This is a genomic window from Natrinema halophilum, from assembly GCF_013402815.2.
GTDB lineage: Archaea > Halobacteriota > Halobacteria > Halobacteriales > Natrialbaceae > Natrinema > Natrinema halophilum.
This window is the reverse complement of the sequence record NZ_CP058601.1, coordinates 1,426,516-1,451,719: the sequence shown is the minus strand read 5'-3', so window position 1 is coordinate 1,451,719 and position 25,204 is coordinate 1,426,516. Positions and strand designations below refer to the sequence as shown.

Annotated in this window: 20 protein-coding genes; 12 read left to right on the top strand and 8 right to left on the bottom strand. The window is 62.2% G+C overall.

Going from position 1 to position 25,204, the window contains the following annotated elements:
* The first annotated feature begins 115 nt into the window (after positions 1–115).
* Positions 116–865, top strand: coding sequence for a peptidase M10A and M12B matrixin and adamalysin (locus HYG82_RS27785; RefSeq protein WP_179260335.1), 750 nt, complete (start codon positions 116–118; stop codon positions 863–865).
* A 117-nt stretch (positions 866–982) separates the two neighbouring features.
* On the opposite strand, the gene HYG82_RS27780 is transcribed toward HYG82_RS27785, so the two are convergent.
* The 3 genes from HYG82_RS27780 to HYG82_RS27770 form a co-directional block, all read right to left on the bottom strand.
* Positions 983–1,333 (bottom strand): winged helix-turn-helix domain-containing protein, encoded by a 351-nt coding sequence (locus HYG82_RS27780; protein WP_179260334.1) that lies wholly within the window; start codon positions 1,331–1,333, stop codon positions 983–985.
* Between the two features lie 232 nt (positions 1,334–1,565).
* A complete protein-coding gene (gene otsB / locus HYG82_RS27775) occupies positions 1,566–2,429 on the bottom strand; it encodes a trehalose-phosphatase (protein WP_179260333.1) in 864 nt (287 codons plus the stop codon).
* A 3-nt stretch (positions 2,430–2,432) separates the two neighbouring features.
* Entirely contained in the window at positions 2,433–4,127 is a 1,695-nt protein-coding gene (locus HYG82_RS27770) for an alpha,alpha-trehalose-phosphate synthase (UDP-forming) (RefSeq protein ID WP_179264405.1), read from the bottom strand.
* A gap of 327 nt (positions 4,128–4,454) precedes the next feature.
* On the opposite strand from HYG82_RS27770, the gene HYG82_RS27765 reads away from it, so the two are divergent.
* Positions 4,455–5,603, top strand: coding sequence for a M24 family metallopeptidase (locus HYG82_RS27765; RefSeq protein WP_179260332.1), 1,149 nt, complete (start codon positions 4,455–4,457; stop codon positions 5,601–5,603).
* A gap of 779 nt (positions 5,604–6,382) precedes the next feature.
* Here HYG82_RS27765 and HYG82_RS27760 read toward each other — a convergent pair.
* Positions 6,383–7,528, bottom strand: coding sequence for a twin-arginine translocation signal domain-containing protein (locus tag HYG82_RS27760; RefSeq protein ID WP_179260331.1), 1,146 nt, complete (start codon positions 7,526–7,528; stop codon positions 6,383–6,385).
* Between the two features lie 209 nt (positions 7,529–7,737).
* Here HYG82_RS27760 and HYG82_RS27755 point away from each other — a divergent pair, with 209 nt between their 5' ends.
* The 6 genes from HYG82_RS27755 (at position 7,738) to HYG82_RS27730 (ending at position 15,094) form a co-directional block, all read left to right on the top strand.
* Complete coding sequence (locus HYG82_RS27755) at positions 7,738–8,436, top strand: SCO family protein (RefSeq protein WP_179260330.1); 699 nt, start codon at positions 7,738–7,740, stop codon at positions 8,434–8,436.
* A 1-nt stretch (position 8,437) separates the two neighbouring features.
* Entirely contained in the window at positions 8,438–9,025 is a 588-nt protein-coding gene (locus HYG82_RS27750; protein WP_179260329.1) for a TlpA family protein disulfide reductase, read from the top strand.
* A gap of 1 nt (position 9,026) precedes the next feature.
* Positions 9,027–9,701: a cytochrome c biogenesis CcdA family protein gene (locus HYG82_RS27745; RefSeq protein ID WP_179260328.1), complete on the top strand. Its 675-nt coding sequence runs from the start codon at positions 9,027–9,029 to the stop codon at positions 9,699–9,701.
* Positions 9,702–10,064: 363 nt separating this feature from the next.
* A complete protein-coding gene (locus HYG82_RS27740) occupies positions 10,065–10,487 on the top strand; it encodes a universal stress protein (protein WP_179260327.1) in 423 nt (140 codons plus the stop codon).
* A gap of 369 nt (positions 10,488–10,856) precedes the next feature.
* Positions 10,857–14,090 carry a bacterio-opsin activator domain-containing protein gene (locus HYG82_RS27735; RefSeq protein ID WP_235217849.1) on the top strand — a complete coding sequence of 1,078 codons (3,234 nt, stop codon included), beginning with the start codon at positions 10,857–10,859 and terminating at the stop codon, positions 14,088–14,090.
* Between the two features lie 269 nt (positions 14,091–14,359).
* Entirely contained in the window at positions 14,360–15,094 is a 735-nt protein-coding gene (locus HYG82_RS27730; protein WP_179260326.1) for a helix-turn-helix domain-containing protein, read from the top strand.
* Positions 15,095–15,319: 225 nt separating this feature from the next.
* On the opposite strand, the gene HYG82_RS27725 is transcribed toward HYG82_RS27730, so the two are convergent.
* Positions 15,320–15,505 (bottom strand): DUF5786 family protein, encoded by a 186-nt coding sequence (locus HYG82_RS27725; protein ID WP_179260325.1) that lies wholly within the window; start codon positions 15,503–15,505, stop codon positions 15,320–15,322.
* A 603-nt stretch (positions 15,506–16,108) separates the two neighbouring features.
* Here HYG82_RS27725 and glmS point away from each other — a divergent pair.
* Together glmS and HYG82_RS27715 are read left to right on the top strand one after the other, a co-directional pair.
* Positions 16,109–17,920, top strand: coding sequence for a glutamine--fructose-6-phosphate transaminase (isomerizing) (gene glmS, locus HYG82_RS27720; protein ID WP_179260324.1), 1,812 nt, complete (start codon positions 16,109–16,111; stop codon positions 17,918–17,920).
* A gap of 917 nt (positions 17,921–18,837) precedes the next feature.
* Positions 18,838–19,044 carry a DUF7563 family protein gene (locus HYG82_RS27715; RefSeq protein WP_179260323.1) on the top strand — a complete coding sequence of 69 codons (207 nt, stop codon included), beginning with the start codon at positions 18,838–18,840 and terminating at the stop codon, positions 19,042–19,044.
* 96 nt (positions 19,045–19,140) lie between these two features.
* Here HYG82_RS27715 and glmM read toward each other — a convergent pair whose 3' ends face one another.
* The gene (gene glmM, locus HYG82_RS27710; protein WP_179260322.1) at positions 19,141–20,466 is read right to left on the bottom strand and encodes a phosphoglucosamine mutase; all 1,326 of its coding nucleotides are present in this window, start codon (positions 20,464–20,466) and stop codon (positions 19,141–19,143) included.
* 383 nt (positions 20,467–20,849) lie between these two features.
* Here glmM and HYG82_RS27705 point away from each other — a divergent pair, with 383 nt between their 5' ends.
* Positions 20,850–21,155, top strand: coding sequence for a MarR family transcriptional regulator (locus HYG82_RS27705; protein WP_179260321.1), 306 nt, complete (start codon positions 20,850–20,852; stop codon positions 21,153–21,155).
* Between the two features lie 27 nt (positions 21,156–21,182).
* Here the strand turns inward: HYG82_RS27705 and HYG82_RS27700 are convergent, their stop codons facing one another.
* Entirely contained in the window at positions 21,183–22,193 is a 1,011-nt protein-coding gene (locus HYG82_RS27700; protein ID WP_179260320.1) for a lipid II:glycine glycyltransferase FemX, read from the bottom strand.
* A complete protein-coding gene (locus HYG82_RS27695; RefSeq protein ID WP_179260319.1) occupies positions 22,190–23,818 on the bottom strand; it encodes an alkaline phosphatase family protein in 1,629 nt (542 codons plus the stop codon). The genes HYG82_RS27700 and HYG82_RS27695 overlap by 4 nt, the downstream gene beginning before the upstream one ends.
* Positions 23,819–24,048: 230 nt before the next feature.
* On the opposite strand from HYG82_RS27695, the gene HYG82_RS27690 reads away from it, so the two are divergent.
* Positions 24,049–25,173, top strand: coding sequence for a DegT/DnrJ/EryC1/StrS family aminotransferase (locus tag HYG82_RS27690; protein WP_179260318.1), 1,125 nt, complete (start codon positions 24,049–24,051; stop codon positions 25,171–25,173).
* Positions 25,174–25,204 lie beyond the last annotated feature (31 nt).

The window sequence follows — 25,204 nt, the reverse complement described above, 5'->3', positions numbered from 1 at the left end:
CCAGCGAATTGGAAGTTCGAGACTGGGCCCGAGCTGGCAGTGCGGGGTATGGGTCACCTAATGCGTGTCACTGTTCACCCGCAGGAACTGGTGGTCGCTCACGAGACCGACGCTCGTGAACCGTCGCGCGTTCTTCGGAACGGTTGGATCGGCGATTTCGCTGGGGACGCTTGCATACACGACCCGTCGCTCACCAGAAACCCTCTCGGTACGGATCTGGCTGTCGGAACAGGCGTCGACCTACGACGGAGTCTCCGACCGAATTCACGACTACCTAGAGCGGATGCTCGACTTCGAATTCTGGTCGCTCGAGTTCACCGTCGGCGGCACCGTTTCGGTTTCGACCGAGGACGCCGCGCGTCTCATGAAACGCGGGGAGTGGCCGAAGGCCGTCGCGGAAGGCACCCTCGGTCGACGCGATATCGAACCGGTCTCCGACGTCAATCTGCTGGTGACCGACGGTGAAATGAAAGTTGCACCGACCGGATTTGGAATCCCACGCATCGCGTCCGTTGGCGGAGCACGGCACATCGCCGCGCTCGAGTCGTTCGAAGAACTCGTCGCTGACCGTGATCGGGACATCGTTCCGAACACGACGCCGGCGCGAACGATTCAGGTACTCGTCCACGAGGCGGGTCACGCGCTCGGATTGAAGCACGATCACGGCGTTGCGTTCGTCTACGACGGTGCTCTGATCGCGACGCCGATGCTGAGCTCTTACGCGTGGGACCCCGACTACGACGGTGATCGATCACGGTGTGGCACGGCGATTCCGGCCGCGGCCGACCGAGAGCGAAAACTGAGCCTCTCATTTTCGTCGTGCGCTCGCCGTGCGCTGGCAAACCACGGAAGTGGGTTCTCCTGAGAAAACGGCCGAGAACCGAGCCACTCCGATCGAATACCAGGGGCTATTCGCGGTTCAGGTGGTTGGGTCCTGACCGTGTCGAGACGAAGACGAGGCAATCTCGAACGAGATAAGTCGCTACTCGTCGTCGTCTTCGTCGGGTTCGCCGCGGGCGAAACTCGCCTGCGGTTCTCCCTCTTGGTCGGCACTGGCTGTGGGCCCCTCGATGAGCGAATCGAAGTCGTCGACCTCGTCGTACTGATCGCGGTAGACCAGCGCTGCTTTCCCCATCGAGGAAATCTCGTAGAGACCGGACCGCTCAGCGGGCCCGATTTTGTTGACGAGTCCGTAGTCCTCGAGGACCGGTAATCTCGTGTTGATATTCTTGCGGCTTTTTCCAGTGTGTGCGGCTAGATTCGTTGCGACGTTTCGTCCTTTGTCCTCGAGTGCCTCGAGGATCAGGAAGTCAGTTGGTTGGCGGAGTTTCACAATGGTTCACTCTCGTACCGGACTATATTTCCAGTGGTAACTAATACTTTCGGCTCGAGCCAGGTTATTTCTAACGGAAATTTTCATCGGTTTCGTCCCATCGTGGACGAACGACCGATTCGGTTCGGATCGAGCGGAGACAGTATGGCGGTTCACGCCGCGACGGACGGCTTCGGTCGCCTCTCGATTGGAGAGGACCGACGGCGACGGCTTCGAGAGGAACCAAAGGTCGTTATCCGCGCGTCGTTGACGACGGGTCGGCGGCTGGTTCGACGGTGGGGCCGGATCGGCCGAGTAGGTCGGCCCCGGTCGAGCAGAGCCACGACAACACCGATGCGACCTCCGCAGGCGATTCGACACGACAGGACGCCCTCGAGGGTTCGTCATCGCCGACGCGGATTCCGATTCCGTTCGGTTCGACGGCTCGAAATGCTGATTCGTCGGTGACGTCGTCTCCTACGTATACGACGGCCGTCTGCGGCGGTTCGTCTGCAGCGATCAGTTCGACGGCGTTGCCTTTTCCCCACGGCACATCCGGACCGATTTCGAGTATTCGTTTGCCGGTCGAGATCTCGAGGGCGTCGCCGCCGAATCGGTCGACGACCTCGCGCGTAACCCGTCGAACGACGGGTTCGACAGCCGGTGGAACGGATCTGACGTGAACTGTCCCAGTCAGGCGCTTGTTCTCGATCCGGCAGTTCGGAACGGTCGCGAGGGCGGTTTCGAGGACCGAGCAGACGCGCTGGATCCGGTCGGCCCGTTTCCGAGCGACAGGATGGACGGCGACCGCTCCGTTGCGTGCAAGTTCGAGCCCGTGATTGCCGGCGTAAACCGACGGGCCGTCGACGCGTTCTCGAACGTCGGCAAGGGCACGGCCGCTGACGACCGCAGTCGTTATCCCGGGGGCTCGTTCGAGACTGACTACCGCCGTTCGATTCGGCTCCAACGGTGCTGCAGCGTCCGGATTATCGACGATCGGGGCGAGCGTCCCGTCGAAATCGAGGCAGACGAGCGCGCCGGCGGCGCGCTCGAGGGTTGCACGAATATCCGGCAACCGCTCGTCGACCGGCTGCGGCGGAGATTTCGTCTCCGTCATCGTCTACACTGGCTGGGTTGGCTCTCTCGAATCGGATTCGGGGTCGGTTCTCGACGTGGTTTCGTGAGCGTTCTCGTGGATACGGCGAATCCAATCGAACTGCGTATCCATCCAGGACTCGATATCGCCGTTGAAGACGCGCTGGCGAAGCGTGTTCATCCGCCGACTGCGTTCGTACTGCGACATGGAAAGCGCGCGCTCGAGTTGGTGTGCGAACCCGTCGGTATCGGTCGGATCGATCGTCAGGGCGTGCGAACCGAGTCGCTCGTGTGCGCCGGTCCGATCGGAAAGCAGTAACGCGCTATCGCTGTCGACGCTCGCGGCGACGTATTCCTGTGCGACCAGATTCATCCCGTCGACCAACGGGCTCACCACCATCACGTCCGCGTGCCGATAGAGCGCACAGAGATCCTCCCGCGGCAGGACGTCTTCGGTATAGACGATCGGCTGCCAGTCGGCGGTCTCGAATCGTCGATTGATCCGCGTTACCTCGCTGCGAACGTGCTCACCGTACTGCTCGTAGGCTTCGATATCCGTTCGCGAGGGAGTGGCCTTCTGCACGAAGGTAAACGCACCGAGCCAGTCAGGGTGTTGCTCGAAGAACCGCTCGATCGCCAGCAACCGTTCCGGAATCCCCTTCGTGTAATCGAGGCGATCGAGTCCGAGCCCGATCGCGGTGGTTTCCGGGATACCGTACGTGTCGAACAACGACGACAGCCGGTCGACGCTGGCCGATCGCGCGTCCCGGTCGTACGCCGCCGCATCCACGCCCATCGGGGTCGCGACGATGCGAGTCATCCCTCCGTCGTACCGAATTGTCCTGCGTGCACGGTCGACGGTAGCACCGGAGAGGTACCGATCGACGCAGTTCAGGAAACGATCGGCGTACGTTCCGACGTGAAACCCCAGCAGATCGTTGCCGACCAGCCCCTCGAGGATGCGATTACCGGCGGGACAGTGCCGAAAGGTCGCGGGCGACGGCCAGGGAATGTGCCAGAAGTGGGCAACGGTCGCGGTGGCCGGCACCGAATCGCGGATCATCCGCGGGGCGAGCGCGAGGTGGTAGTCTTGCAGCCAGATCACCGAGTCGTCGTCTGCGTGGTCGCCGACTGCGTCGGCGAACTGCTCGTTGACCGTTCGATACCAGTCGAAGTCGGTCGGTCGATCCGCTATCAGATCGGGGAAGCCGTGACAGAGCGGCCAGAGTACGCGGTTACTGAATCCGTAGTAGTACGAGTCGACCGCCTCCTCCGAGAGGTCGAGTCGGCGGAGCGTATAGGCTTCTTCGTCGGGCGGGACGGCGACGCAGTTCTCTTCGTCGGTGACTTCGAAATCCGCGTCGCCGTCTCCCCAGGCGATCCAGGTACCGTCCGTTTTCTTCACGACCGGATCGAGGCCGGCGGTCAAGCCCCCGGTCGGTTCGTCGACCGTAATGGACCGTTCGTTGGGTTTCGCATGGATTCCGCCGTCTGCTTCCGTCGGCGGACCTCCACCGCCACCAGAACGACGAGATGCGGCGTCCGATGTGGATTCGTCTTCGTATTCGTGGCGATACGGTTGCCGGTTCGAGACGACGATCAACGAACCGGGACAGGTCGGCCCGTCGGCACTGGCCGTCTCTTCGCTTCGGCCGCGGCCGTCGGACCCTTGCTGTCGATTACGCGCAGTCGCCAACGACAACCGCTCGGTTATTCGCATTCGCTGGATGATCACAGCATCGCCACAGGTTGCTTCGCGGCCTGCAATCGCTGGGGGATTAATAGCTTCCCGCAAACGATCGCGATCGACTGACTGTTCGCACGTAATGCCGGTCGTCGCTCGAATCCGGCTGGATGGACCGATCGCTCTCCTGACGCCAGCCGCTATCTCGTCGCTGTGAGGTCTCTCGAGCCGAAACGGTTTGTATCGGCAGCGCAAGCGGACGCAGCGATTCATTCTTCGGTTGTACGAGGAGCATGGGTCTGAAGGCGATGCGAAACCCCACGCGCCGGAACGTTGATTCCGTGCTCGAGCGAACTGGGTACCATGAGTGCTCCGTTCGAGCGACGGATCGAGGCCTGTCGGCGTCGCCTCGAAGAGGCGGGTGCCGATCTGATCGTTTGCTTCCCGAGCCCGAACCTGACCTATCTGTCCGGCTTCGAAGAGACCCCGTCCGAACGCCACCTGTGGCTGTTCGTTCCCGAGAGCGGTGCTCCGGCACTCCTCGCGCCGACGATGTACGAGGCCCAACTGGCCGAGCTGCCGATTTCAGGGATGCAACTACACCTCTGGGGCGATGCGGACGACCCGCTCGAGACCGCCGCCGACGTCATCGAGGGATATTCCTTCGATCCGACGGGCCCGGTGACCGTCCTCGTCGACGACCGAATGTGGGCGACGTTCTCGCAGGATCTCCGAACGCTACTTCCCGCCGCCGAGTTCGGCCTCGCGAGTGCCGTCCTCGAGCCGCTCCGGATTCGCAAGGACGACGTCGAACTCGAGACGCTCCGACGGGCCGGTGCAATTGCAGATCAGGTTTCGCTCGAGATTCGCGAGCGCGGTGACGAGTTCGTGGGGACGACGGAGGCGGAACTCGCGAGCGAGATCGACCGATTGCTCACCGCTGCGGGCGGTGTCGAACCCGCTTTCGAGACGATCGTCGCCGCCGGTTCGAACGGAGCACGCCCGCACCATCAAAGCGGCTCGCGGGAGATTCGAACGGGCGATCCCATCGTCCTCGATTTCGGCGCGTTCGTCCCGTCGGATCTCGATGGAGGGACGGCCCGATATCCCGGCGACCAGACCCGGACGATCGTCGTCGGCGATCCTCCCGACGAATACGAACGCGTTCACAAAACCGTCGAGGAGGCTCAGCAGGCTGCAGTCGATGCCATCGAACCGGGCGTCACCGCGGGCGCGATCGACCGCGCTGCCCGGTCGGTCATTGACGACGCCGGCTACGGCGACTCGTTCGTCCACCGGACCGGCCACGGCGTCGGCCTCGAGGTCCACGAACCGCCCTACATCGCAGCGGGCAACGCTCGCGAACTCGAGCCCGGGATGGTGTTCAGCGTCGAACCGGGAATCTACCTCGACGGGGCGTTCGGCGTCAGAATCGAAGATCTCGTCGCGGTAACCGAGACCGGTGCCGAGCGCCTGAACGACACGGTACGGGGATGGGAGACGGGCCGGTGAGTCGACGACGGTGGCGGGACACGCTGAGTAGGTGACGTCCTCCCTGCCGTTACCGGCGGGAGTCTTTCCTCACAGATTGCTAGAGACTGAGTATACTTGACCGGAGATGGTTCCTCATCCTCGAGGACGCGGGTTACACGGGGTTTCGAGAATCCATGTTCGCATCCCGTTTCCGCCGGAACCGCTATCTGTTCGTCTCGAGGGCTCCGACCGTACCTCCCCGTCCTCGTGTCTCGGCCGATGACTTCCGCCGTAGCTTTTCGATTCGTGGTGGGGTTCCGGACCGTGCCGCGCCGTCTCCGTTCCGAACGGCGGTGTGGTGGCCCCAATCCGTGTCTGCTCCGCCCGAATACGGGCGTCTTCAGTAATAATAGAATTCGAGTTCGTGACCGCAATTTCGGCATCGAGTTTGCTTTCCGAGCAGACGATTCGAATCGCTCTCTGCATGGATACCCGGGCCGGGGGGAATGGAAGCGTCAATCGTCGTTCCACACTCCGGGCATCCGACGTGCATATCTGACTGGCCTGTACTGGACATGTCCCGAGCATATTCGTTGATCCCGGATAGTTATCGAAACCGTAAGGGAAGGCGACGGGTCGTCGTTCGATCGTTCGACCGATGTATGATCGAATTTACGGGTCCCGTTCCAGTACACGATTACACGCCAGCGTCGGACACGAACCGCGAATACCGCGATGTCCAGGGACGGCGTTCGACTCGAGGACAAGCCGAGATTTCCAGCCGAAACTCGCCACGATCTGTTCGTACCGCTCTCACGTTAGACCGAGATGGTCACGGGCTCGAACTCGAAAAACGCGGTCTCGTAGCCGTCGTGACGAGCCACCTGCGGCGGGGAGTCGACCGTCACTCGAACGCGATCGCCGGCCCCGAGTTCGTCGACTTCGAGACCATAGTGGTGGCCGAACTCCCCGTCGAGCATCTCCGCGAGCGGTCCCTTCTGGACGACCGAACCGTCTCGCTCGATGGAGACGGACATGGTGAGAAAGGGGAGAACGATGTCGTTGTACGGCGTTCGTGGACAGATTGCGAGGTACGAGCCGCCGTCGGTGAACCGATCGGCGTCGGTGACGATCGCTGAGAATTTCGCATCACCGCTTCGCTCGGTCCCGAGTAATTCACCGGGCATCTCCTCGACGGGCGGGCCCTGCCCCGTCGGCGGTTGGCCGGATTGGCCGCTGCCTTCGGATTCGGTTTTTCCGCCGCGGTTTTGCTCGCCGCTGCCCTCGTGATGCATCAACGACTGCGCATCACGGCTGCCCCGCCGGTCTTCGTCGACCGTTTCGAAGGAGAGATCGTTGATGTCCGCTCGCGAATACTCGAAGCCGACTTCGAGGGTTGCCAGCGATTCGAGTCGCCCCTCGAACGCTCCGGTTCGATTGGGCCGCGTGACGGGACCGGCTCGAATGCGAGCCGTGTACTCCCCCTCCCCTGGGAGCCGAACGTTGTCACCGTAGTGAAAGCCCATTCGCTGGGAGAGCATCGGCCACAGCGAGGAGACGCCGATGTCGACAGGGCTGCCGTCCTGAAGGATCTCGAGGCGGACGTCTACCGGAAGAACGGTGCGCGTCTTCCGGTCCCAGACGGTGGCCATCAGGTGGTGGCTATCGTCGGTGTCGACCTCGACCAATTCCGTTCCCTTCTCGGTGGCCTCGACCGTCCAGAACCGGTGGGGGAAGGTATACGAGAGCGAGACGGCGTAGTCGCCGTCGGTGGCCATCCCGTACATCCCCATCTCCTCGCGTGAGGCCGGAAGGTAGACGGCGTCGGGACGGTTCTCGACGAGCGGCGGGTTTGCCCAGGCGGACTCTTCTTCGAAGCCGAGCCGCTCGAGACACCCAGCGAGCCCGGCGGTCCCGACGGTGCCGACCGCGGCCGTGGCACGGAGAAACCCACGTCGGTTCATTGAAAGCGTGTTGGGATGGGGCGACAAAACGCCTGTTGGTTCGCCGATCGAACGGCCGCAACGAGACTGATGATCGCGATTTTACGTGACAGTTCGGTCAAACTTACCCGTTCACGTGGATCCCGTTGTTCGTCGGCGGCCTGAATGTCCATCGCACCTTCGCGAATCGAACCAACGAACCTTTGATTGGCCGCTCCTACGGATCAAACATGAACCGCCGGACATACCTCGGTTCAGTCGGGATGGCGGGACTCACCAGCGTTGCTGGCTGCCTTGGCGGAGGCCTCGGAAACGATGGTGGGAATACAGGAGACACCAATACCGTACTCGAGCCGCCAGAAACTGACCTGAGCGAAGCGTCACATCCGAGTTACGGCAAGGACCTGCCTGCACTCAGCCTGCCCGATCCCCTGTCAGGAGAAACAATTTCGACTGACCAGTACGAGGGCGAACGGGCCGTTTTGATGACGTTCATTTACACGAACTGTCCCGATGGAATGTGTCCCGCATTGACGCTGCGATTGCGCCGCGTTCAGGAAGTCGCAGCGTCCGAGGGCTATAGCGACGACGTTGCACTGCTTGCGATGACGTTCGACCCGGAGCGTGATACGGAAAAAGCACTCCGGTCGTTCGCCGATCAACAGGGTGTCGATGCGGACGCCGAGAACTGGCACTTCCTCAGGCCGGAGACTTACGAGAAGGCAAAGACGATAATGAACGAAGAGATCGGGTTGCCACTCCAAAAACGGGACGCAAAACAGTACGAAAACCTCGAGTACGCGTTTCCTCACTTCAACCTAATTTTGCTCGCCAACGAACGGGGGATCGTCGAGCGAGCGTATCCGAAAGGAGCAACGAACGAGATTCAAATGGTCGTAGACGACGTCGAAACGGTGGTGACGGCATAAAATGCGAAGACGTGACGTCCTTGCCGGAATCGGTAGTCTGGGCGTCATCGGGAGCGCAGGAGTCGTCGCGATACGGGGGCTGCCGTCGGTGGAGGACGGGCCTGGCGGGAGCCAGAACGAGAATCGGAACGGATCGGCATCGACGAATACGGACCCGATGACGATTGAAACGGTCGACGCACCCGGAAGCGAGGCCGGTGAGGTCCGCGTTCCAGCGTCCGACCAACCGACGTTCATCGACTTTTTCGGGACGTGGTGTCCACCGTGTATCAAGCAGATGCCGTCTCTCGCGGCGGCAAACGAACGAATCGGTGACGAGGTGCTGTTCATTTCGGTCACGAACGAAGCAGTTGGGAGATCCATGACGGAAGAGGAACTGGTCGACTGGTGGAAGAAACACGAGGGGAACTGGTTACTCGGCCTCGATCCGACTGCAGAACTGACCGCCAGATATCTCGCGGGCGGATACCCATCTGCCGTTGCAATCGATACCTCGGGACGCGTGCAGTGGGAGGATACTGGCATCAAAACCGCAGACGAACTCGTCGCCGGGATCGAGCAAGCGGTCGAGGCCAGCGGAGGCGGATAGGATGGTCGACGCGGCGGTCACCACGTCGATCGTTTTCGGACTGACGTCCGGTATTGCGACGTTCTTCTCTCCGTGTGCCTACCCGCTCCTGCCGGGCTACGTCGGCTTTTACGTGAGCCAGACCGACGGCGAACGGGCATCGCTCGGCGGTGCGCTGAGTCGCGGACTGGTCGCTGGAGGCGGCGTCCTCGTCACGTTCACTGCCCTTCTGGGGGCGGCGTTCGCGGTCGGATATTCGACGCTTTCGTCTATCACGCTCTTCGAAGTGATCGCTGGCGTCATCCTGATCGCGTTCGGCCTTCTGGTCGTTTTCGACCGCGCACCGTCGCTGTCCATCCCGCTCCCGAAGCGACGCTCGAGCGTTCTCGGCTTTGCAGTCTTCGGCGTCGGCTACGCGCTGGCGGCGGCGGGCTGTGTCGCGCCGATTTTCTTTAGCGTTGTGACGCGTTCGTTGTCGGTCTCGTCGACCGCAGCGGGCGCGCTCCTGGGAACGTACGTTGGCAGCCTGGTCACTCTCATGGTTTCGCTGACGGTTGCGACCGGGATGGGAGTCGTTGCCGGTGCGGGCAGGTTGACGGCGTACGCCGGTCCGCTCAAGCGTCTCGCAGGTGCAGTAATGATCGTCGCTGGCGTCGGGCAACTTTACCTCGCCATCGTCGTTCTCGACGCGATCTGAGCCACCCGCTCGTCGAGGCACCATTTCGGTCGAATCGTCAGGGGTGTTCGTTCGGATTTCTCCATTCTAATTGACACAGCAACGCTTAATCCAAATTATGATGGTATTATCTTTATTCATACTCACATCTAGAGACGAAATAATGAACCGCCACCGCTGTCCGAACTGTCTCGAAAAGGCGGGCGTGGAAATCGATCGTTCGGTGATCGAGGCCGGGTTGAAACGACAGTTCGAGTGTCGAAACTGCTGTAACGTATGGGAGGTCGTATTCTAAGGAGAAGTATCACGTCGATCTGACAGAGTTCGGCAGGCAACGGCAGGTCCGGGATGTATGTCGCAGTCTCACGAAATCACAGGCGAACGATGTATACGGATCTAGTGCTCGCAACGGACGGTAGCGATCCCGCACGTCGAGCGACCGATCGCGCAGTCGAACTCGCCACCCAGCTCGATGCGACCCTGCACGTGGTGTCGGTATCGGAGGAGGGGCCGCAGGCGGAATCGAAAGAAGATAGGCTTCGAAACGATCCGGAAGACGAGGCCGTGGCGGCTGCCGAAGCGGCCGAAGAGACGGCAACTCGAGAAGGCATCGAAGTGACGTCATCGATTCGCCACGGCGTTCCACAGGAACAGGTCGTCGACTTCGCCACCACCAACCCGGCCGATATGATCGTCGTCGGGACGGCCGGCCGATCGGGGCTCGACCACCTGATCTCGGGCAGCGTTGCCGAGGAGATCGTGCGGAACGCGCCGGTTCCGGTGATGACTGTTCGCGAACAATCGTAACGGACGCTATCCAGGTGGCCCGTAATACTGTGCTACCCGCGGGTACGACGATCCTACTTAAGATGAGCGGCTGCAATTCGGTCGCTATCGTGACAGAAACCCTCAGTTCGGTCCCGTTCCGTGAGGGATTCGGTCCCCGAACTGGTGGACTGAGGTTTGCGTCGGGTCCCACCGATCAGGCTGTCGGTCGTGGCAGGGCTGTCCACCAGGGCAGTGGTATTCGCCGGTCCGGTAGCGCTCCTCTCGCCCATGGTATTCGCCGGTCCGGTAGCGCTCCTCTCGCCCATGGTATTCGCCGGTCCGATGGTCTAACCCAGGGTGATAGTGGCTTTCAACACGCAGTAATCGCTCGCCGGAGGTGTCTGTCCGGTGAGTAACGGTATACCGGCCGTCGCCGCTGACGTTCCGTGCGTCCTGATCGTCGGCGATTCGGACCCCGCCGATGCTGCGATGGATTCGCTATCCGCGGCGGGACCGGACGTCGCACTAATCCGCGAACGAACCGTCGAGGGTGCGATCGAGCGACTCGCGAACCGCGACGTTCACTGTCTCGTCTGCCCGTACGTCCCGTCCGCGGACCGATCGCGGTCATCCGAATCGACGCTCGAGCGGCTCGTCGATCGAACGGACGAACGCCCGATCGTCGCAGTGACAGGCGAGGGGGACGCGGATGCAGCGCTCGAGGCCGGGGCGAGCGACGTCGTCGATCGCGACGCGTCAGCGTCGGTTCTCACCGCTCGCGTCGAGAACGTTGCTGAATGCGAGCGATACAGGCGTACGACGGCCAGCGAGACCCGGCGCTATCAGGCGATCCTCGAAAGCGCTGCGGCAGTCGTCTGGGTGCTCGACGCAGATGGCGACGTCGAGTACGCGAGTCCCGCAGTCGAATCGCGGATGGGATATACGCCGACGGAACTCGAGCGGACGTCGATAACACGAATCGTTCATCCCGACGATCGGGAGGGGGTTCGCAACACGCTTGCGTCCGTCACGGAGGCGTCCGTCGGAACGACAGAGCGTGTCGGGCTTCGGATCGGCCACGCCGACGGGACCTGGCACGTCGCGGAGCTTTCCTGTACGAATCGGCTGGCGGACCCGGCCGTCGAAGGGATCGTCGTCACGCTGATGGGCGCCCGGAGCACCGAATCACTCGCTCGGGGCGACGGTCGGGAAGGGCTCGATCGGCTCGCGGATGCGATGTTTACGTTGGGTCCGCGAGGAGAGCTTCGATACGCCAACGAAGCGGCTATCCAGTTGTTCGCCGACGCGCGAGACGCCACAACCGCTATCGATGCGGCTGACCGGTCGAGAGACGAGATCCCGGTCGGAACAGTCGTCTGGGAGTTACTACCCGACGATTTTGGTGGGAAAATCGCAGACCGGGTCCGCGAGGCCAAAGCGACGGGTGCGGTCGTCAGGTTCGAAACGACCGTTTCAGCGCTCGAACGGGATCTCGTCGTCTCCGTTCACCCCGGCGATGACGGCGTCACGGTGTCCGCAAGCGAGCGGCCCCTCGCCGCTGACGCGTCACCGGAGCGAGACCGCCGTGCCCTCCTCCAGTCGGTCGTCGACGCATTGGACGACGGCATCGCGGTCATCGAGGACTCGACGGTTCGCATGGCCAATCCGGCGCTCGCCGACCTGGCCGGGACTGACCAACTCGTCGGCCGTTCTCTCGAGTCGCTGTTCACCGACGATCTCGCAGCAATCGTTCGAGAGCGCGCCCGATCGCCGATCGTGAGATGGATGGAGCCCGTCACGGGCGAGCTCGCGACCGAGACGCATCGTCCGGTCGACGTGTTCGTGGCACCGCTTTCCGACCCGAATCGAACGCTCTGTGTGATCCGAGACAGACGTGGATCACCGGTCGCGGCGCTCTCGACGCTTCGCCGAACCACTGCTGCCATCCGCGAGGCTGCGACGCCATCGGATATTCGATCAGCAGTAGTGGACGGCATTCGGCAGTCCGTCGATGCCGATATCGCCGCCTGGTACCTCGTGGCTGACGACGGTCTTCGCCCGGCAGCGGTCGCCGCTGCGGATCGGATCGCGTCGGGCGGCCGCGGCGAGATCGAGCCACCGTCTATCGATCCGGACGGAACGCCGCTGGCCGATCCTCTCGAGGACGAAGCGCCGACCATCATCGAGGCAGCGGCGCTCGACGGCCTCCTCGCTCACACCGGATTGCGCGCCGAGCGGGTCCTCGCCGTTCCGATCGGGTCGCGCGGCGTCGTGCTCGCGACCAGTACTGATCCGATGGCCTTCGAAGGGGTCGAGTTCGATCACCTGGTGGGAATTTCGAACGCCGCCGTCGTGGCGCTCGAGAACGTCCAGCACGCCGCGGATCTTCGCATGTGTCGACGCGCTCGGTCTCGGTTCGAGACGCTCGCGGAGCGCACGGAACGGATCTGGGCCGCCGAACGGTCGATACTGGAAGCCGATACGCGCAAAGAGGTCGAGCAGCGACTTAGCGAAGCGGTCGTCTCGCTCTCCCCGCTCGAATCATCGAGCGAGATCGAACTTGCCTGGGTCGGCCGCATCGACGACGGACGGAAGACGGTCGTGCCGTCGACCTGGTCAGGTCGCGACGGAGAGTTCCTCGAGCGGACGACGGTTCCGCTGGAAGAGGAGACTGACTCACCGACGGGAACCGCCGCGGCGACCCGAGAATCGGCCGAACTCGAGACGCTCGAAGCCGGCGGAGCGAGCGCTACCGACGAGGCGCGACCGTGGCGACAACGTCCCCTAGAGCGGGGGTTCCGATCCGTGCTGAGCGTCCCGCTTTCCTCGAGCGAGTTCCAGTACGGAACGCTCACCGCGTACGCGGATCAGACCTCGGCGTTCGACGGGAGTACCCGTCGAGCCTGCGACCACCTCGCGGCGATCGCCGGTGATGCGATCGCCGCGATCGAAACGAAAGACGCGCTCCTCGCCGACCGCATCACCGAACTGGAAGTCGTGCTTCGGAACGCTGCGGAACCACTTTCGTCGATCGCCACCCAACTGGACAGACGGATCGATGTGCGGGCCGTCGTTCCGCGGTCGTCCGGCGGTTCGACGGTATTCTGTGCGGTCTCCGGATCCGACTCGGACGCTGCTCGCGAGTCCGTCGAATCGCTGCCCGCGGTCGGTGCGGCTTCGATCGTCGGCAGCGGCAACGACGACTTCGTTCTCGAGGTCGCCGTGACGGAGCCCACCGTCGCGCGGACGATCGCGGACTGCGGCGGGATTCTCCGGTCGCTCACGCCGGTCGACGACCGGAGTAGGCTCGTGATCGAACTCGGAGAGCCGGTTGCCGTTCGATCGTTCATCCAGACGCTCGACCGAACGTATTCCGGCGCGCAGTTAGTCGCGCGCCGGGAGCGTGATCGCCCTGCGCGAGCGACGCGCCCGTTCGACGAACTGGATGCTCTCCTGTCCGAGCGCCAGCGGCGGACCCTCGAAGCGGCGTACCACAGCGGGTTCTTCGAGTGGCCGCGCGAACGCACGGGCGAAGAAGTCGCGGAGTCGCTCGGCGTCTCTCAGCCGACGTTCAGTCGTCACCTCCGGCTGGCCCAGCGAAAACTGTTCGCGTTGTTGTTCGACGACGCCGCGACTGGCTGAACCGCGACACCGCCCGTATATCGGCTGAACCGCGACACCGCCCGTATATCGATCCTATACGGGTATTTAGACGAGGTAATTTCTTATTTCCGCCCTCCGAGAAACCACTCCTATATCTAACTAATGAATACACATTGATGTCAGATTCGGATACGGTTCCGTATCTAGCGCCCACGGTCATTTCTCCGGCTCCTAATGAGCCATTCAATGAGCGCCGTGGAGGTAATACGATATTACGACGGTCGACCGCTTGCATCGCGGGTGATCACATGAGCATCGACATCGCCGATACCGAGGAGGTGGCAGATGCCGTCGCCGACACCGACGCCGACGTCGACTCGCGAGGAATCCGATCGGAAGCCGAGGGCGGGATCGTCGCCCAACTTCGGCTCGATCATCCGAACCTGTTTTTGCGGCCGACTCTCGGGCAAACGCGAGACGTCACCGTCGAACCCGACTACTGGATCACCGTCGAACCCGACCGAACCCACGTCTTCGTCACCGTCTACGGAACTGCGTTCGAAGAATTCGAAACGGCCCTCGAGACGGATTCGACCGTCACTGATCCGGTTCTCGTCGATCGCTATCCCGACAGGCGCGTCTATCGAGTCACACTGGCCCCACGCGCTGTCACGTTCTCTGCAGCAACCGCCGAGATCGGGGGGCGCCTCCTCGACCTCTCCAGTTCACGCGACGGATGGCTGGTCCAGCTTCGGTTTCCGGATCGGGATCGGCTCGTCGAGTTCAACGACTACTGCCGTGACCGAGAAATCTCGGTCACCGTCGATCACCTCCGCGTGTCTGACGACGAGGGCGACGGCGTCGTCGCCTTGACGGACAAACAACAGGAGCTACTCACTGTGGCACACGAGGAGGGGTATTTCGACGTTCCGCGGGGCATTTCTCAAGACGAGCTCGCGGATCGACTCGACGTCTCGAAGTCTGCCGTCTCCCAGCGACTGCGGCGGGCGATCGGCGAACTCTGCGGTGCGACCCTCTCCTGACGGTACTGCGCGGCGTTTCTCGCTGATATCGATGGGTTCGATCGTCAACAGAGCGCATTCGAAAAACGAGCGGAGCACGTTCGAGTCGGCCCGACCGAGATTCAGCCCCGATCCGCTTCAGTTTGGCCCACGTTCCGCCCTAACTCGGGCGCAGACCGAGGACGTTCTCGAGTCGCCGTCAACCGAAGATGGCCGGATTCGAGGCGACGTCGTTGTGGCAGCGGATTATTCGTCGTCGGTTTCGTCGTCTTTCATCGACCCGAGCTGTGAGACCAGTTCGTCCGTCGAAACGTCGGATTCAAACGACATCTCCCCTTCATGATCGTTTTCGTGGACGTTGACGGCATCTACGTCTTCGTCGTCGGTGGTCTGCTCTTGTTGTTCGGATTCGTCGTAGCTACCAAAACCCATATTCGTGGGTGCCAGATCCACCGCAAAAGGTGTGGCGATTCGTCCCCTTCCAGGTGACCCGTCGACTTCACCGCTTGCTTTCGTGACCGGATCAGGGCGACGACGAGCGGCCGACCGGTCTCTCACGGCGGCGCGTTCCATCGCGGATTTCGGGTCGCTGTTTTGCCTCCCTACTGCCCTTTGGGTAGTCGTTACTGAACAGCGGGCGGTGGCCGCTCGAGCGCCGCTTCGCTGTTCGTTCACCGTACTTTTCCATCGGATGCGATGGTTTCAGCCAAAGACGCCGTGAGCGCGCCTGCAATTGCAGATTCGTATCCGGGGACTGCCCGCTGACTCGAGAGTTTTCGCTTTCGGTAGCCGTCACAGTCACACGCTACCGGCCGAGTACACACAGGCTACGGGGGTTAGTAGCCCGTCTATAGTAATGGGATCGGGTGGTTTGAATTGTTCTCATGGTAGCGTACCGTTCGGCGGTTCGAACAATCGCCATAGACGAGCAGGACATCACGTCATCTTTCCCGCCGCTTTCGGGGGATAGTCGAGTCGACGCCTCGGCCGGGCTAGACGCGCGCCCAGAACGGTTTCACAGTCGGTGATCTGACAATGTGTGGTATTATCGGGCGTGTGGGCGACGGTAGCGCGCTCGAGTCCCTGCTAACGGGGCTCGAGAACCTCGAGTACAGGGGCTACGATTCCGCCGGCGTTGCGGTTCAGAACGGCTCCGGCATCAACGTACGGAAACGCTCGGGAAAGGTCGAAGAATTGAAAGAATCGATCGGTCAACCGCTCAAGGGGGAAGTCGGAATCGGTCACACCCGTTGGAGCACGCACGGGCCGCCGACCGACGCGAACGCACATCCGCACACCGACGAGAGCGAGGACGTTGCGGTCGTTCACAACGGCATCATAGAGAACTACGCCGCGCTCAGAGAACGGCTTGGGGCAAACGGCTACGAATTCACCAGCGATACCGATACCGAGGTTATCCCCCACCTCGTTCAGTACTACCTCGACGCGGGGTTCGACAGTGAGACGGCGTTCCGACAGGCGATCGACGAACTCGAGGGGAGCTACGCTGTCACCGCGATGGTGTCGGGCGAACACGTCCTCTATGCGGCTCGACAGGGCTCGCCGCTCGTGGTCGGGATGGAAGACGGCGAATACTTCCTTGCGAGCGACGTTCCGGCCTTCCTCGAGTACACCGACAGTGTGGTCTACCTCGAGGATGGCGACGTGGTCGTCGTCGACGAGAACGGGGTCGAGTTTACCGATCTCGAGGGGAACCCGATCACGCGCCAGCCCGAGACGGTCGAGTGGGATCCCGAGCAAGCTGGCAAAGGAGAGTACGACCACTTCATGCTCAAGGAAATCAACGAACAGCCCACGTCGCTCGCCCAGGCGATCGAGGGCCGAATCGACCCCGCGAACGGGCGGATCGCCCTCTCCGATTTCGAGCCGGGAACGTTCGAAGGGATCGACAGCGTTCAGTTCGTCGCCTGCGGGACGTCCTATCACGCTGCGCTGTACGGCTCGCTGACGCTGAACCAGGCTGGCGTGCGATCGTCTGCGCTGCTGGCAAACGAGTACAGCGTTTCGGCTCCGCCCGTCGACGACGAAACGCTGGTGATCGCGGTCACACAGAGCGGCGAGACGGCCGACACCTTGAATGCCCTCCGGCAGGCAAACGCCGAGGGTGCTCAAACGCTCACCGTGACGAACGTGGTCGGCTCGACGGCTGCTCGTGAGGCCGACGATGCCCTCTTTATTCGCGCCGGGCCGGAGATCGGGGTTGCTGCGACGAAGACGTTCTCCTCGCAGGCCGTCATGCTCACGCTGCTTGGACAGCGCATCGCCAGCGATCAACGCGGCGAGCCGCGGGCGGATACCGAGTCGCTTCTGGCGGAACTCGCGTCGATGCCCGGAGCGATCGCCGACGTCCTCGACGATTCGGACGCCGCTGCGATCGCCAGGCGCTACGCGGATAGCCAGGCGTACTTCTTCATCGGCCGCGGCCTCGGTTTCCCCGTGGCCCTGGAAGGTGCGTTGAAGTTCAAGGAGATCACCTACGAGCACGCTGAAGGATTCGCCTCCGGCGAACTCAAACACGGACCGTTGGCACTGGTTACGCCCGAGACGCCAGTCTTCGCTATCTTCACTGGCGAAGAAGACGAGAAAACGCTGAAAAACGCGGAAGAGGCCCAGACCCGTGGTGCGCCCGTTATCGCGGTCTGTCCGGACGACCACCCTGCGGTCGAGGCCGCGGACGACCACCTCGAGATTGCCGACACCGATCAGGACCTGGCCGGATTGCTCGCGAACGTCCAGCTCCAACTCGTCTCGTACTACGCCGCCGATCTGCTCGACCGACCGATCGACAAACCGCGAAACCTCGCCAAGAGCGTCACCGTCGAATAATCGGTGGCGAACGCGTTTCGTCCCGTTCTCGAGTATCGGACGGTCCTATCAGTACGCGTTACTGCTAAACGATGCGTGAGGAGTGTCGTGCTCCGATTCCGAAAGCGGCCCGCCGATACCGATCGAACTCGAGTAAGGGTCTCGAGGCCGCAGGATGCGAGACCACCCCCGTAGTCCTAAATCCGCACGGCATCGGTGCTGAGCGACCCGTACTCGAACGATGTCGTGATCGAACGTGGAGGGTTACTGTGGCGATCGAGATCCCGGCAACGGCGTTTCCGGAAATGTGGGTATCGACCGATACCCTCCAGTTCGACTAGTGATTCGCCGTCATATAAAGGGCGGACCTGATAGCGACGGGCGATCCGAGCGAACGGGAACTGTCCCGCTTGAGCGAACCGGTCGGAACGGGCACAGAACCGAGGAACCGTCGGTTTTGGGAGGGACGCAGAGTGGTCTGATACGAGTACCCTCCTTGCCGCAAGAACGATCGCGTTCGTCTGACCGTAATCCTTGACGTGGCGGATAATTATACGGCTGTAATGGCGTCGAATCGGCAACTGAGAGGAGCAGTATCTGCGTCGGTATCTGCCGACCGATGAGCTGTTTTCAGCCCCGATCAGTTAGCGGCAGGCTGATCCTTGTTCCCCCGATCAGTTAGCGGCAGGCTGATCCTTGTTCCCCGATCGCGATGATCGGTTTTGAGCCCTTAATTTGTCTCATTCTGACACATTTGTCGGGGCTAAACACCGTATTACTCCGACGAAATATTGCATTTCTCACGAACGAGGCGCTGATACTCTCGATATCCGAACAGTCTTTCTCACGGGTCACTTTCGGTCGAAACGTGAGAATACTACGGGCGGCGTCGATTATGAGGCCCATAGTAAATACCGATCTGTGGGTATGAATTGTTGATGTCGACGGACCCATCCGCGAACTGGACGCCAATGACGTCCGGCCAGCAAACGACTGCCCCCCGATGTGTCAACTGTGGCAATCAAGTGACCCGACAGTTCGCCCGCGTCTTTGGCGACAATCGTGACGTCGTCCACGCCTGTCCCGATTGCGCGACGTACCGAGAGATGAAGACCTCCGATTTCATCCCCAAAGAGCGGAGATAATTCGTTCGGTGGCGCCAACGGTCGATTCGAGCACGGAGTATTGTCTCGTTTTCCCTATGAATTGGATGCCGCCCAGGTCCGCCCCATCCCGTTCCGTTACATGCTCGTCGCGACGCTCTCGGTTATCAACGTCTGGGCCTCTTCGAATAGCGAATCGGCATCCGTCGGTGACCGCGCCTCCGCCGTCACTCGAATCAGTGGTTGTGTCCCACTTGCCCGAAGCAGGAACCAGCCGTCGGCCGTTTCGACCCGGACACCGTCGAGGGAATCGACTTCGTCGTATCGATCGGTAACTCGGTCGCTCACCTCGGCCATCACCGTTGCTTTGTCTTCGACCTCGACCGACGTTCGTCGGATCGGATAGCCTTCTATCTCGGCGACGAGATCGGAGAGCGGCCCGCCTCGAGAGACGAATGCCACCAGTTTGCAGGCCGCGAGCGGACCGTCCGGGCACCGCGTTTCCGCCGGCCAGATCCAGGCCCCGCTTGGCTCACCGCCGAAGACGACGTCTGCTTCCGTCGTCCGCTCTGCGACGTAGACGTCCCCCACCTGTGTTCGGGTGAGAGACGCACCGACGTCTGCCAACGCGTCGTCGACGGCGAGGCTGGTATCGACGGGCGCAGCGACCCGTTCTCCATCTTCAGCCGCCTCTCGTGCGAACAGGGCGAGCAACGCATCTTTGGGCACGAACGTCCCGGTCTCGTCGACGGCGAGCATGCGGTCGGCGTCGCCGTCGTGAGCGATTCCGACCTCGGCGTCCGTCTGCTCGACGAGCGACGACAGCGTCGCAAGGGACTCCTCGGTCGGCTCGCTCGGTCGCCCGGGGAACGAGCCATCCTCCTGGCCGTTGAGGGTGCGGACCCGACAGCCCAGATCGTCGAGGGCTGACGCCGTTACGCCTCCGGCTCCATTTCCGACGTCGACGATGACGCTTGGCGTCCGTTCGAGGGTGACCGATTTCCGTAGCGTCTCCGCGTGAGCGGCTCGAATACCGCTGCGACGCTCGCGTCTCCCCACCTCGTCCCATGCGGCCAGCTCGTAGTCGTCCTGACGAACACGCCGTTCGATCGCTGCACGCTGGTCCGGACCGAACGCCTTCCCCGAAGGGTTCCAGAGTTTGATTCCGTTGTCGGTCGCCGGATTATGCGACGCCGTTATCACGACTCCCGCGTCGGCCTCGAGGCGAGGAATCGAACGGGCGACCGTCGGCGTCGCTTCGACCCCGACGGTAACGACGTCGGTGCCACACTCGCACAGTCCCGCTCCGATTGCATCGACGAGCATCGATCCGCTTTCCCGAACGTCCCGACCGACGACGACTCGGTCGTACCCCTCCGAAGCGACCGCGCGTCCAACAGCGAGTGCTAGTTCCGCCGTCACCTCGTCGCCGACCCGTCCGCGAATCCCACTGGTTCCGAACATATGCTCCTCTGAGGCGGGCCATCGCCTTACTATGCACGGGTTAACACAGCAGACGACAGACGGATTTCGACCCCGCTACGCGACATCGATAACTCGCAGACGCGCGCTGCCCGGTGTACGGCTCCCGCAGTGTCAATCGAGCGATTGATCCGATAGTTCGTTCATTAGTTCCTCCCTGTATGTTTGAACTGTCGGTGTTGTATATGTGATTCACGCTGGAACTCCCGAGTGAGAATGAGACCGCCACAGACCGCTTCACGTAATCGATTCCCGGACGTCGACGGCAGCGTATCCCCACGGATCTGTTCGGTGACTCTCGACCGGCCGAGAACGCGAGTACCACGGTTCGAACGTTCGAACGGTGACTGTCCCGGTCGGAACGTATGAGTGCAACCGAACCCGATACCGACGTCGACGAGGCTGCAGAGACCGACGAAAGCGACGGTTCGGGCCATCCCTCACAGAACGAGACGGTCCCGGCCGACCTCCCACCCAGCGCGAAACTCGTCTACAAGGTTCTCGAATACGAGGAACCACTGACGCAGGAAGGGATCGCCGACGAATCTCGGCTCTGCCCTCGGACCGTCCGCTACGCGCTGGGAAAACTCGAGGAACAGGAGCTGGTTAGCAGCCGAGTCAGCCTCGAGGATGCCCGGCAGTCGCAGTATCGGATCGGCGAGGTGAAGTGATCGACGACTGGAGCCGTCCGCCCGATTTCACCGGTGTTTCTGGTACCGATCGACTAACAGATCGATCCCGAAGGTTCCCGTGGTAATCTCGTAGTGGGTCTCGAGGCGCGGATTGAACTTCGCCTTGTACCGATTGATGCTCGGGACGCCGGCCCCGACGAGGTCGTATTCCTCGATTCCATCGTGGAGACCGTCGCGCATAACGTGCCAGTCGAGCAGGTCGTTGATCGGAAGGTCGACGTCTGCATCCGGTTTGACGCCGCCTTGCCACCGGTATCGCGTCCCATCGGACTCGAGAACGAGAATGCCGCCCTGAAACTCCTCGCCGACGCGACAGACGTACGGCCGAAGTGAGCCGTCGGGAAGCTGCTCGTGAAGAGAGCACGCGAAGTTCGAACTCAACTGGAACGACTGCCCCTGGTTCTCGTACCGTTGGCGGACCTGGTCGACGATGCGTTCGACGTCGTCGGTGTCCCCTTCCTCGATGACGTAGCTGGTATCGTCTGCGTTTCGAACGTTGCTCCGCGCGTCGCTACTGAACCGTTTTAGGAGTTCGTCCTCGGTACCGTCGAGGTCGACGATGTACGTGTAGCCGGGTTTGACGTCGTGTTCGTTCCAGACGAACGGTCGGATGTCGTCGAACTCCGCGGTGACGAACTTGCTGTACAGCGGCGAGATTTCCTCGTCGATCCACTCGAGACAGCCCTCGATGAACCGTTTTGTACGCCGGTCGGCCTTGCGCTGCTTGAGCTTGTCGACGTTTAGCAGGGAGGGGCCGAGATAGCTCGCCCACGAATAGGGAGCGGGGGAAAACGCACCGGTGATCGGCCCTTTCCTGTACTCGAAGACGGGAAAAATGCCGACCGGTTCCTGGCCCTTGAACCCGGCCAACAGGTTCAGGTCTGTCCCGGTGTCGTCGGCCTGTAATCGGAGTGCTGTGGCCCGGAAAAACGGATTCGAACCGTCAGAACGGTCGACGTATCGGTTCCACTCGTCGGCATCAGTGTCCGGATCGAGGACGCGGATCTCGACACTCATAGGTAGCCAAGGTCGGAGAGTCTGTCTTCGACCGCTCCGTCGTCGGTCGCCGTAATCGGTGCCGGATCGTAGGCCGGATACGGTCGCTCGACACCCCCGTCGATCACCGGGAGCGGGTCGCCGTCCATAGCCGCGTCGACGGGGACGTCGAACAGCGAACAGATCGTCGGCGCAACGTCGAAAATCGTCGCGCTGTCGAGCATCGCTGATTCGTCGAACGCCGGACCGGTCGCCGCGATGACGCCGGTTCGCTTGTGGTTCCACGGTTCCATCGGCTCGCCAAAGCGGTCTCGTCCCAGGTCGGCGACGATCGCGTTGTTGAACTCTGCAGGGACAGTCACGACGTCGGGGGCCATGTCGACGTGCGGTCCCTCGAAGTACGTCTCACGCGGCTCGACGGCGTCGAACATCGGTTCCCCGTCGGGAGTTCGGACCGCCGACAGCGCGTCGATGAGTTCTTCACGAACGGTTTCGTACGCCGACTCGGGGACCCGCCCGTTCGGTTCGCGCCCCTCGAGGTTGATGCGGACGCCGAGTTCGCTCTTCGAGCGGATGAACGCCCGCGATGCCGGGAAATCAACCTGTTCGCTCGCCGCCCGGAGCAGATCGTTCGGTACCCGACTCCCGATCGGTTCCTTCAGGCCGATGCGGTCGAGCGCGCCCGCGACGCGCTGGGTCGTGATCCCGACTCTCGCCGCGACGTTCATCGCTCGTTCGAGCGGATTCGCTTCGTACTCACCGGCCTCAGAACCGTAGAGCAGGTCGTTCTCCCAGGCCTTTGACCAGTTCGGCATCCCTTCACCGCCGCTCTTGGCGGTCACGTATCCGTTGTCCCGGAGGAATTCGTTGACGCGGAATTCGGTACCGGTTACCGGTCCCATGCCGTGATCGCTAACGACGAGAACGTTTTCGGGATCGGTTCGCTCGAGCGTTTCCGCCAGCTGACGATCGACTTCGCGATAGACCGCACTGACCGCCTCCTCGTCGCCCGGCCGTTCGTGAAACACCGAGTCGGTCTGCTGGAACTGGAGGAATCCGAAGTCCGGACTGATCCGCTGACAGAGATATCGAAACGCCGTCCCTCGCAGTTCGATCGTCCGTTCGTACCCGTCGATCGACCTGTCGGGTACCGGGCCACTCTGGGGGTAGACCCAGTACTCGCCACCGCAGGCCATTTTGACGTCCTCGAGAATCCCCGCCGGATGACAGTCGGGGTCCTCGGGGGCTGTCAGCCCCGGAATCAACGCGCCGTCGAATTCTCGAGCGGGGTGTGTCACCGGGACGTTAACGACGACGCTCGAGAATCCGTGCTCGCTCAGTAGCTCCCAGATCGGTCTCGCTCTGACGTGGGTCGCGTTGACGACGTCCCAGTCGTACCCGTCGAACGAGAGAAAGTCGTAAACGCCGTGCTTGCCCGGATTCTTTCCGGTGTACAGCGACGGCCATGCACTCGCGGTCCACGGCGGAATCTGGGACTCGAGCGGCCCCGACGACCCGGTGTCGAACAGTTGCCGAAGAGTCGGAAGATCGCCCGACTCGAATAAGGGCTCGAGTATCGGTCGACAGCCCGCGTCGAGCCCAACGACGAGCAGACGAAGGTCTTCTTCGTCGGTCGAACCTGCCATGTGAAGCGGTATTTGTCCACCCGTGCTTTGTTATGCAAGTGCTGGCCGTCTCTAGGATCGTACTGCCGCCTGTAAGGTCAGAATAGCTGCCCTACCGAGGGACCGACCCGAGCCTGTAAGTATCGATTGCGAATCGATAGCGAACGGTACTGACCGTATCACTAAGGTACCGGCCGTTACTGTATTACGTCGATGATCGTCGCCACTTCCATCGCATACCAATCACACGTATGATCAGTGCAACCCCCTCCGTGTTCGACGCATCACTCTCACGGTCGGGGGACGTGGGAATCGAGTCGTTCGTCGACCTGCACGCCCCGTCCGTCGACTACACGTACTATGGCGCCGGGAAGGTCGCGCTCCGTGACGGCCTCGCCGGGCTCGTCGAGCCCGGTGAAAACGTCCTCGTTCCCGCCTATCTCTCACCAGCGGTCGTCGAGCCGCTTCACGACCTCGGCCTCGAGTCGCGGTTCTACGCGATCAAAGAGACCCTCGAACCCGATTTTACTGACCTCGAACGACGAATGGACGACGATACCGTCGCGGTCATGTCTGTCAACTACTTCGGCTTCCCGCAACCCGGCCTCGAAACCTTCGCGTCGCTGACCGACGAATACGATTGCTATCACATCGACGATAACGCGCACGCGCCACTCAGCGTCGACGGGGAGACGCTGCTCGGGACCGCCGGCGATCTCGGGGTGACGACCCTGCGGAAACTCCTTCCGGTTCCTGACGGTGCGGTCCTGTACTGTCGGGACGAAGCGGTCCGCGAAGCGTTCGAGCCCTCGTCGCTCGCCGGCGTATCGGACCGAGTTGCGGCCGCGGACTGTCGGTACGTCGCCACGTCGGTCGCCGAAACGGTCCTCGGGACGAGCCGATCGCTTCACAGATCTGTCGAAGCCCTCCTCTCCGACGGCACCGACGATCCGTCGAGTGTCGATCCCGGGAGCCGGTACGAGGCCACCAAAGCGCCGATGTCGAGGTTCTCGAAAGCCGTGGCCGACGCCGCGGATCCGGGAGCGATCCGATCAGCACGGCGGGAGAATTACCGCGCCTGGCAACGCGCTCTGGCCGGACGCGACGACGTGACCATCGTCTACGACCGTCTCCCGGAGGGGATCAGCCCGTACGAATTCCCAGTCCGCGCCGACGAACCGGACGCGTTTCTGGCGGAACTCGAAGACTGCGGGGTCATCGGGGCCCACACCTGGCCGATACTCCGCCAGTCGGTCTACGGAAACGAGGAGTACGACATCGCAAACCGCCTCTCTGAGGAACTCGTCGTCCTCCCGGTCCACCAGGGGATCGAAACCGCAGCGATCGAGGCAGCGGGTGACGGGCTTCGTCGCTAGACCTGCCCGCTGTCCTCGATGAATTTCGAAC

Bases quoted from the DNA above. Each gene is read 5' to 3' on its own strand.
- HYG82_RS27740 (WP_179260327.1), top strand. From the start codon at position 10,065: ATGTATACGGATCTAGTGCTCGCAACGGACGGTAGCGATCCCGCACGT.
- HYG82_RS27765 (WP_179260332.1), top strand. From the start codon at position 4,455: ATGAGTGCTCCGTTCGAGCGACGGATCGAGGCCTGTCGGCGTCGCCTC.
- HYG82_RS27700 (WP_179260320.1), bottom strand. From the start codon at position 22,193: ATGAGTGTCGAGATCCGCGTCCTCGATCCGGACACTGATGCCGACGAG.
- HYG82_RS27745 (WP_179260328.1), top strand. From the start codon at position 9,027: ATGGTCGACGCGGCGGTCACCACGTCGATCGTTTTCGGACTGACGTCC.
- HYG82_RS27730 (WP_179260326.1), top strand. From the start codon at position 14,360: ATGAGCATCGACATCGCCGATACCGAGGAGGTGGCAGATGCCGTCGCC.
- HYG82_RS27695 (WP_179260319.1), bottom strand. From the start codon at position 23,818: ATGGCAGGTTCGACCGACGAAGAAGACCTTCGTCTGCTCGTCGTTGGG.
- glmS (WP_179260324.1), top strand. From the start codon at position 16,109: ATGTGTGGTATTATCGGGCGTGTGGGCGACGGTAGCGCGCTCGAGTCC.
- otsB (WP_179260333.1), bottom strand. From the start codon at position 2,429: ATGACGGAGACGAAATCTCCGCCGCAGCCGGTCGACGAGCGGTTGCCG.
- glmM (WP_179260322.1), bottom strand. From the start codon at position 20,466: ATGTTCGGAACCAGTGGGATTCGCGGACGGGTCGGCGACGAGGTGACG.
- HYG82_RS27770 (WP_179264405.1), bottom strand. From the start codon at position 4,127: ATGCGAATAACCGAGCGGTTGTCGTTGGCGACTGCGCGTAATCGACAG.
- HYG82_RS27750 (WP_179260329.1), top strand. From the start codon at position 8,438: ATGCGAAGACGTGACGTCCTTGCCGGAATCGGTAGTCTGGGCGTCATC.
- HYG82_RS27760 (WP_179260331.1), bottom strand. From the start codon at position 7,528: ATGAACCGACGTGGGTTTCTCCGTGCCACGGCCGCGGTCGGCACCGTC.
- HYG82_RS27705 (WP_179260321.1), top strand. From the start codon at position 20,850: ATGAGTGCAACCGAACCCGATACCGACGTCGACGAGGCTGCAGAGACC.
- HYG82_RS27715 (WP_179260323.1), top strand. From the start codon at position 18,838: ATGTCGACGGACCCATCCGCGAACTGGACGCCAATGACGTCCGGCCAG.
- HYG82_RS27725 (WP_179260325.1), bottom strand. From the start codon at position 15,505: ATGGGTTTTGGTAGCTACGACGAATCCGAACAACAAGAGCAGACCACC.
- HYG82_RS27690 (WP_179260318.1), top strand. From the start codon at position 24,049: ATGATCAGTGCAACCCCCTCCGTGTTCGACGCATCACTCTCACGGTCG.
- HYG82_RS27755 (WP_179260330.1), top strand. From the start codon at position 7,738: ATGAACCGCCGGACATACCTCGGTTCAGTCGGGATGGCGGGACTCACC.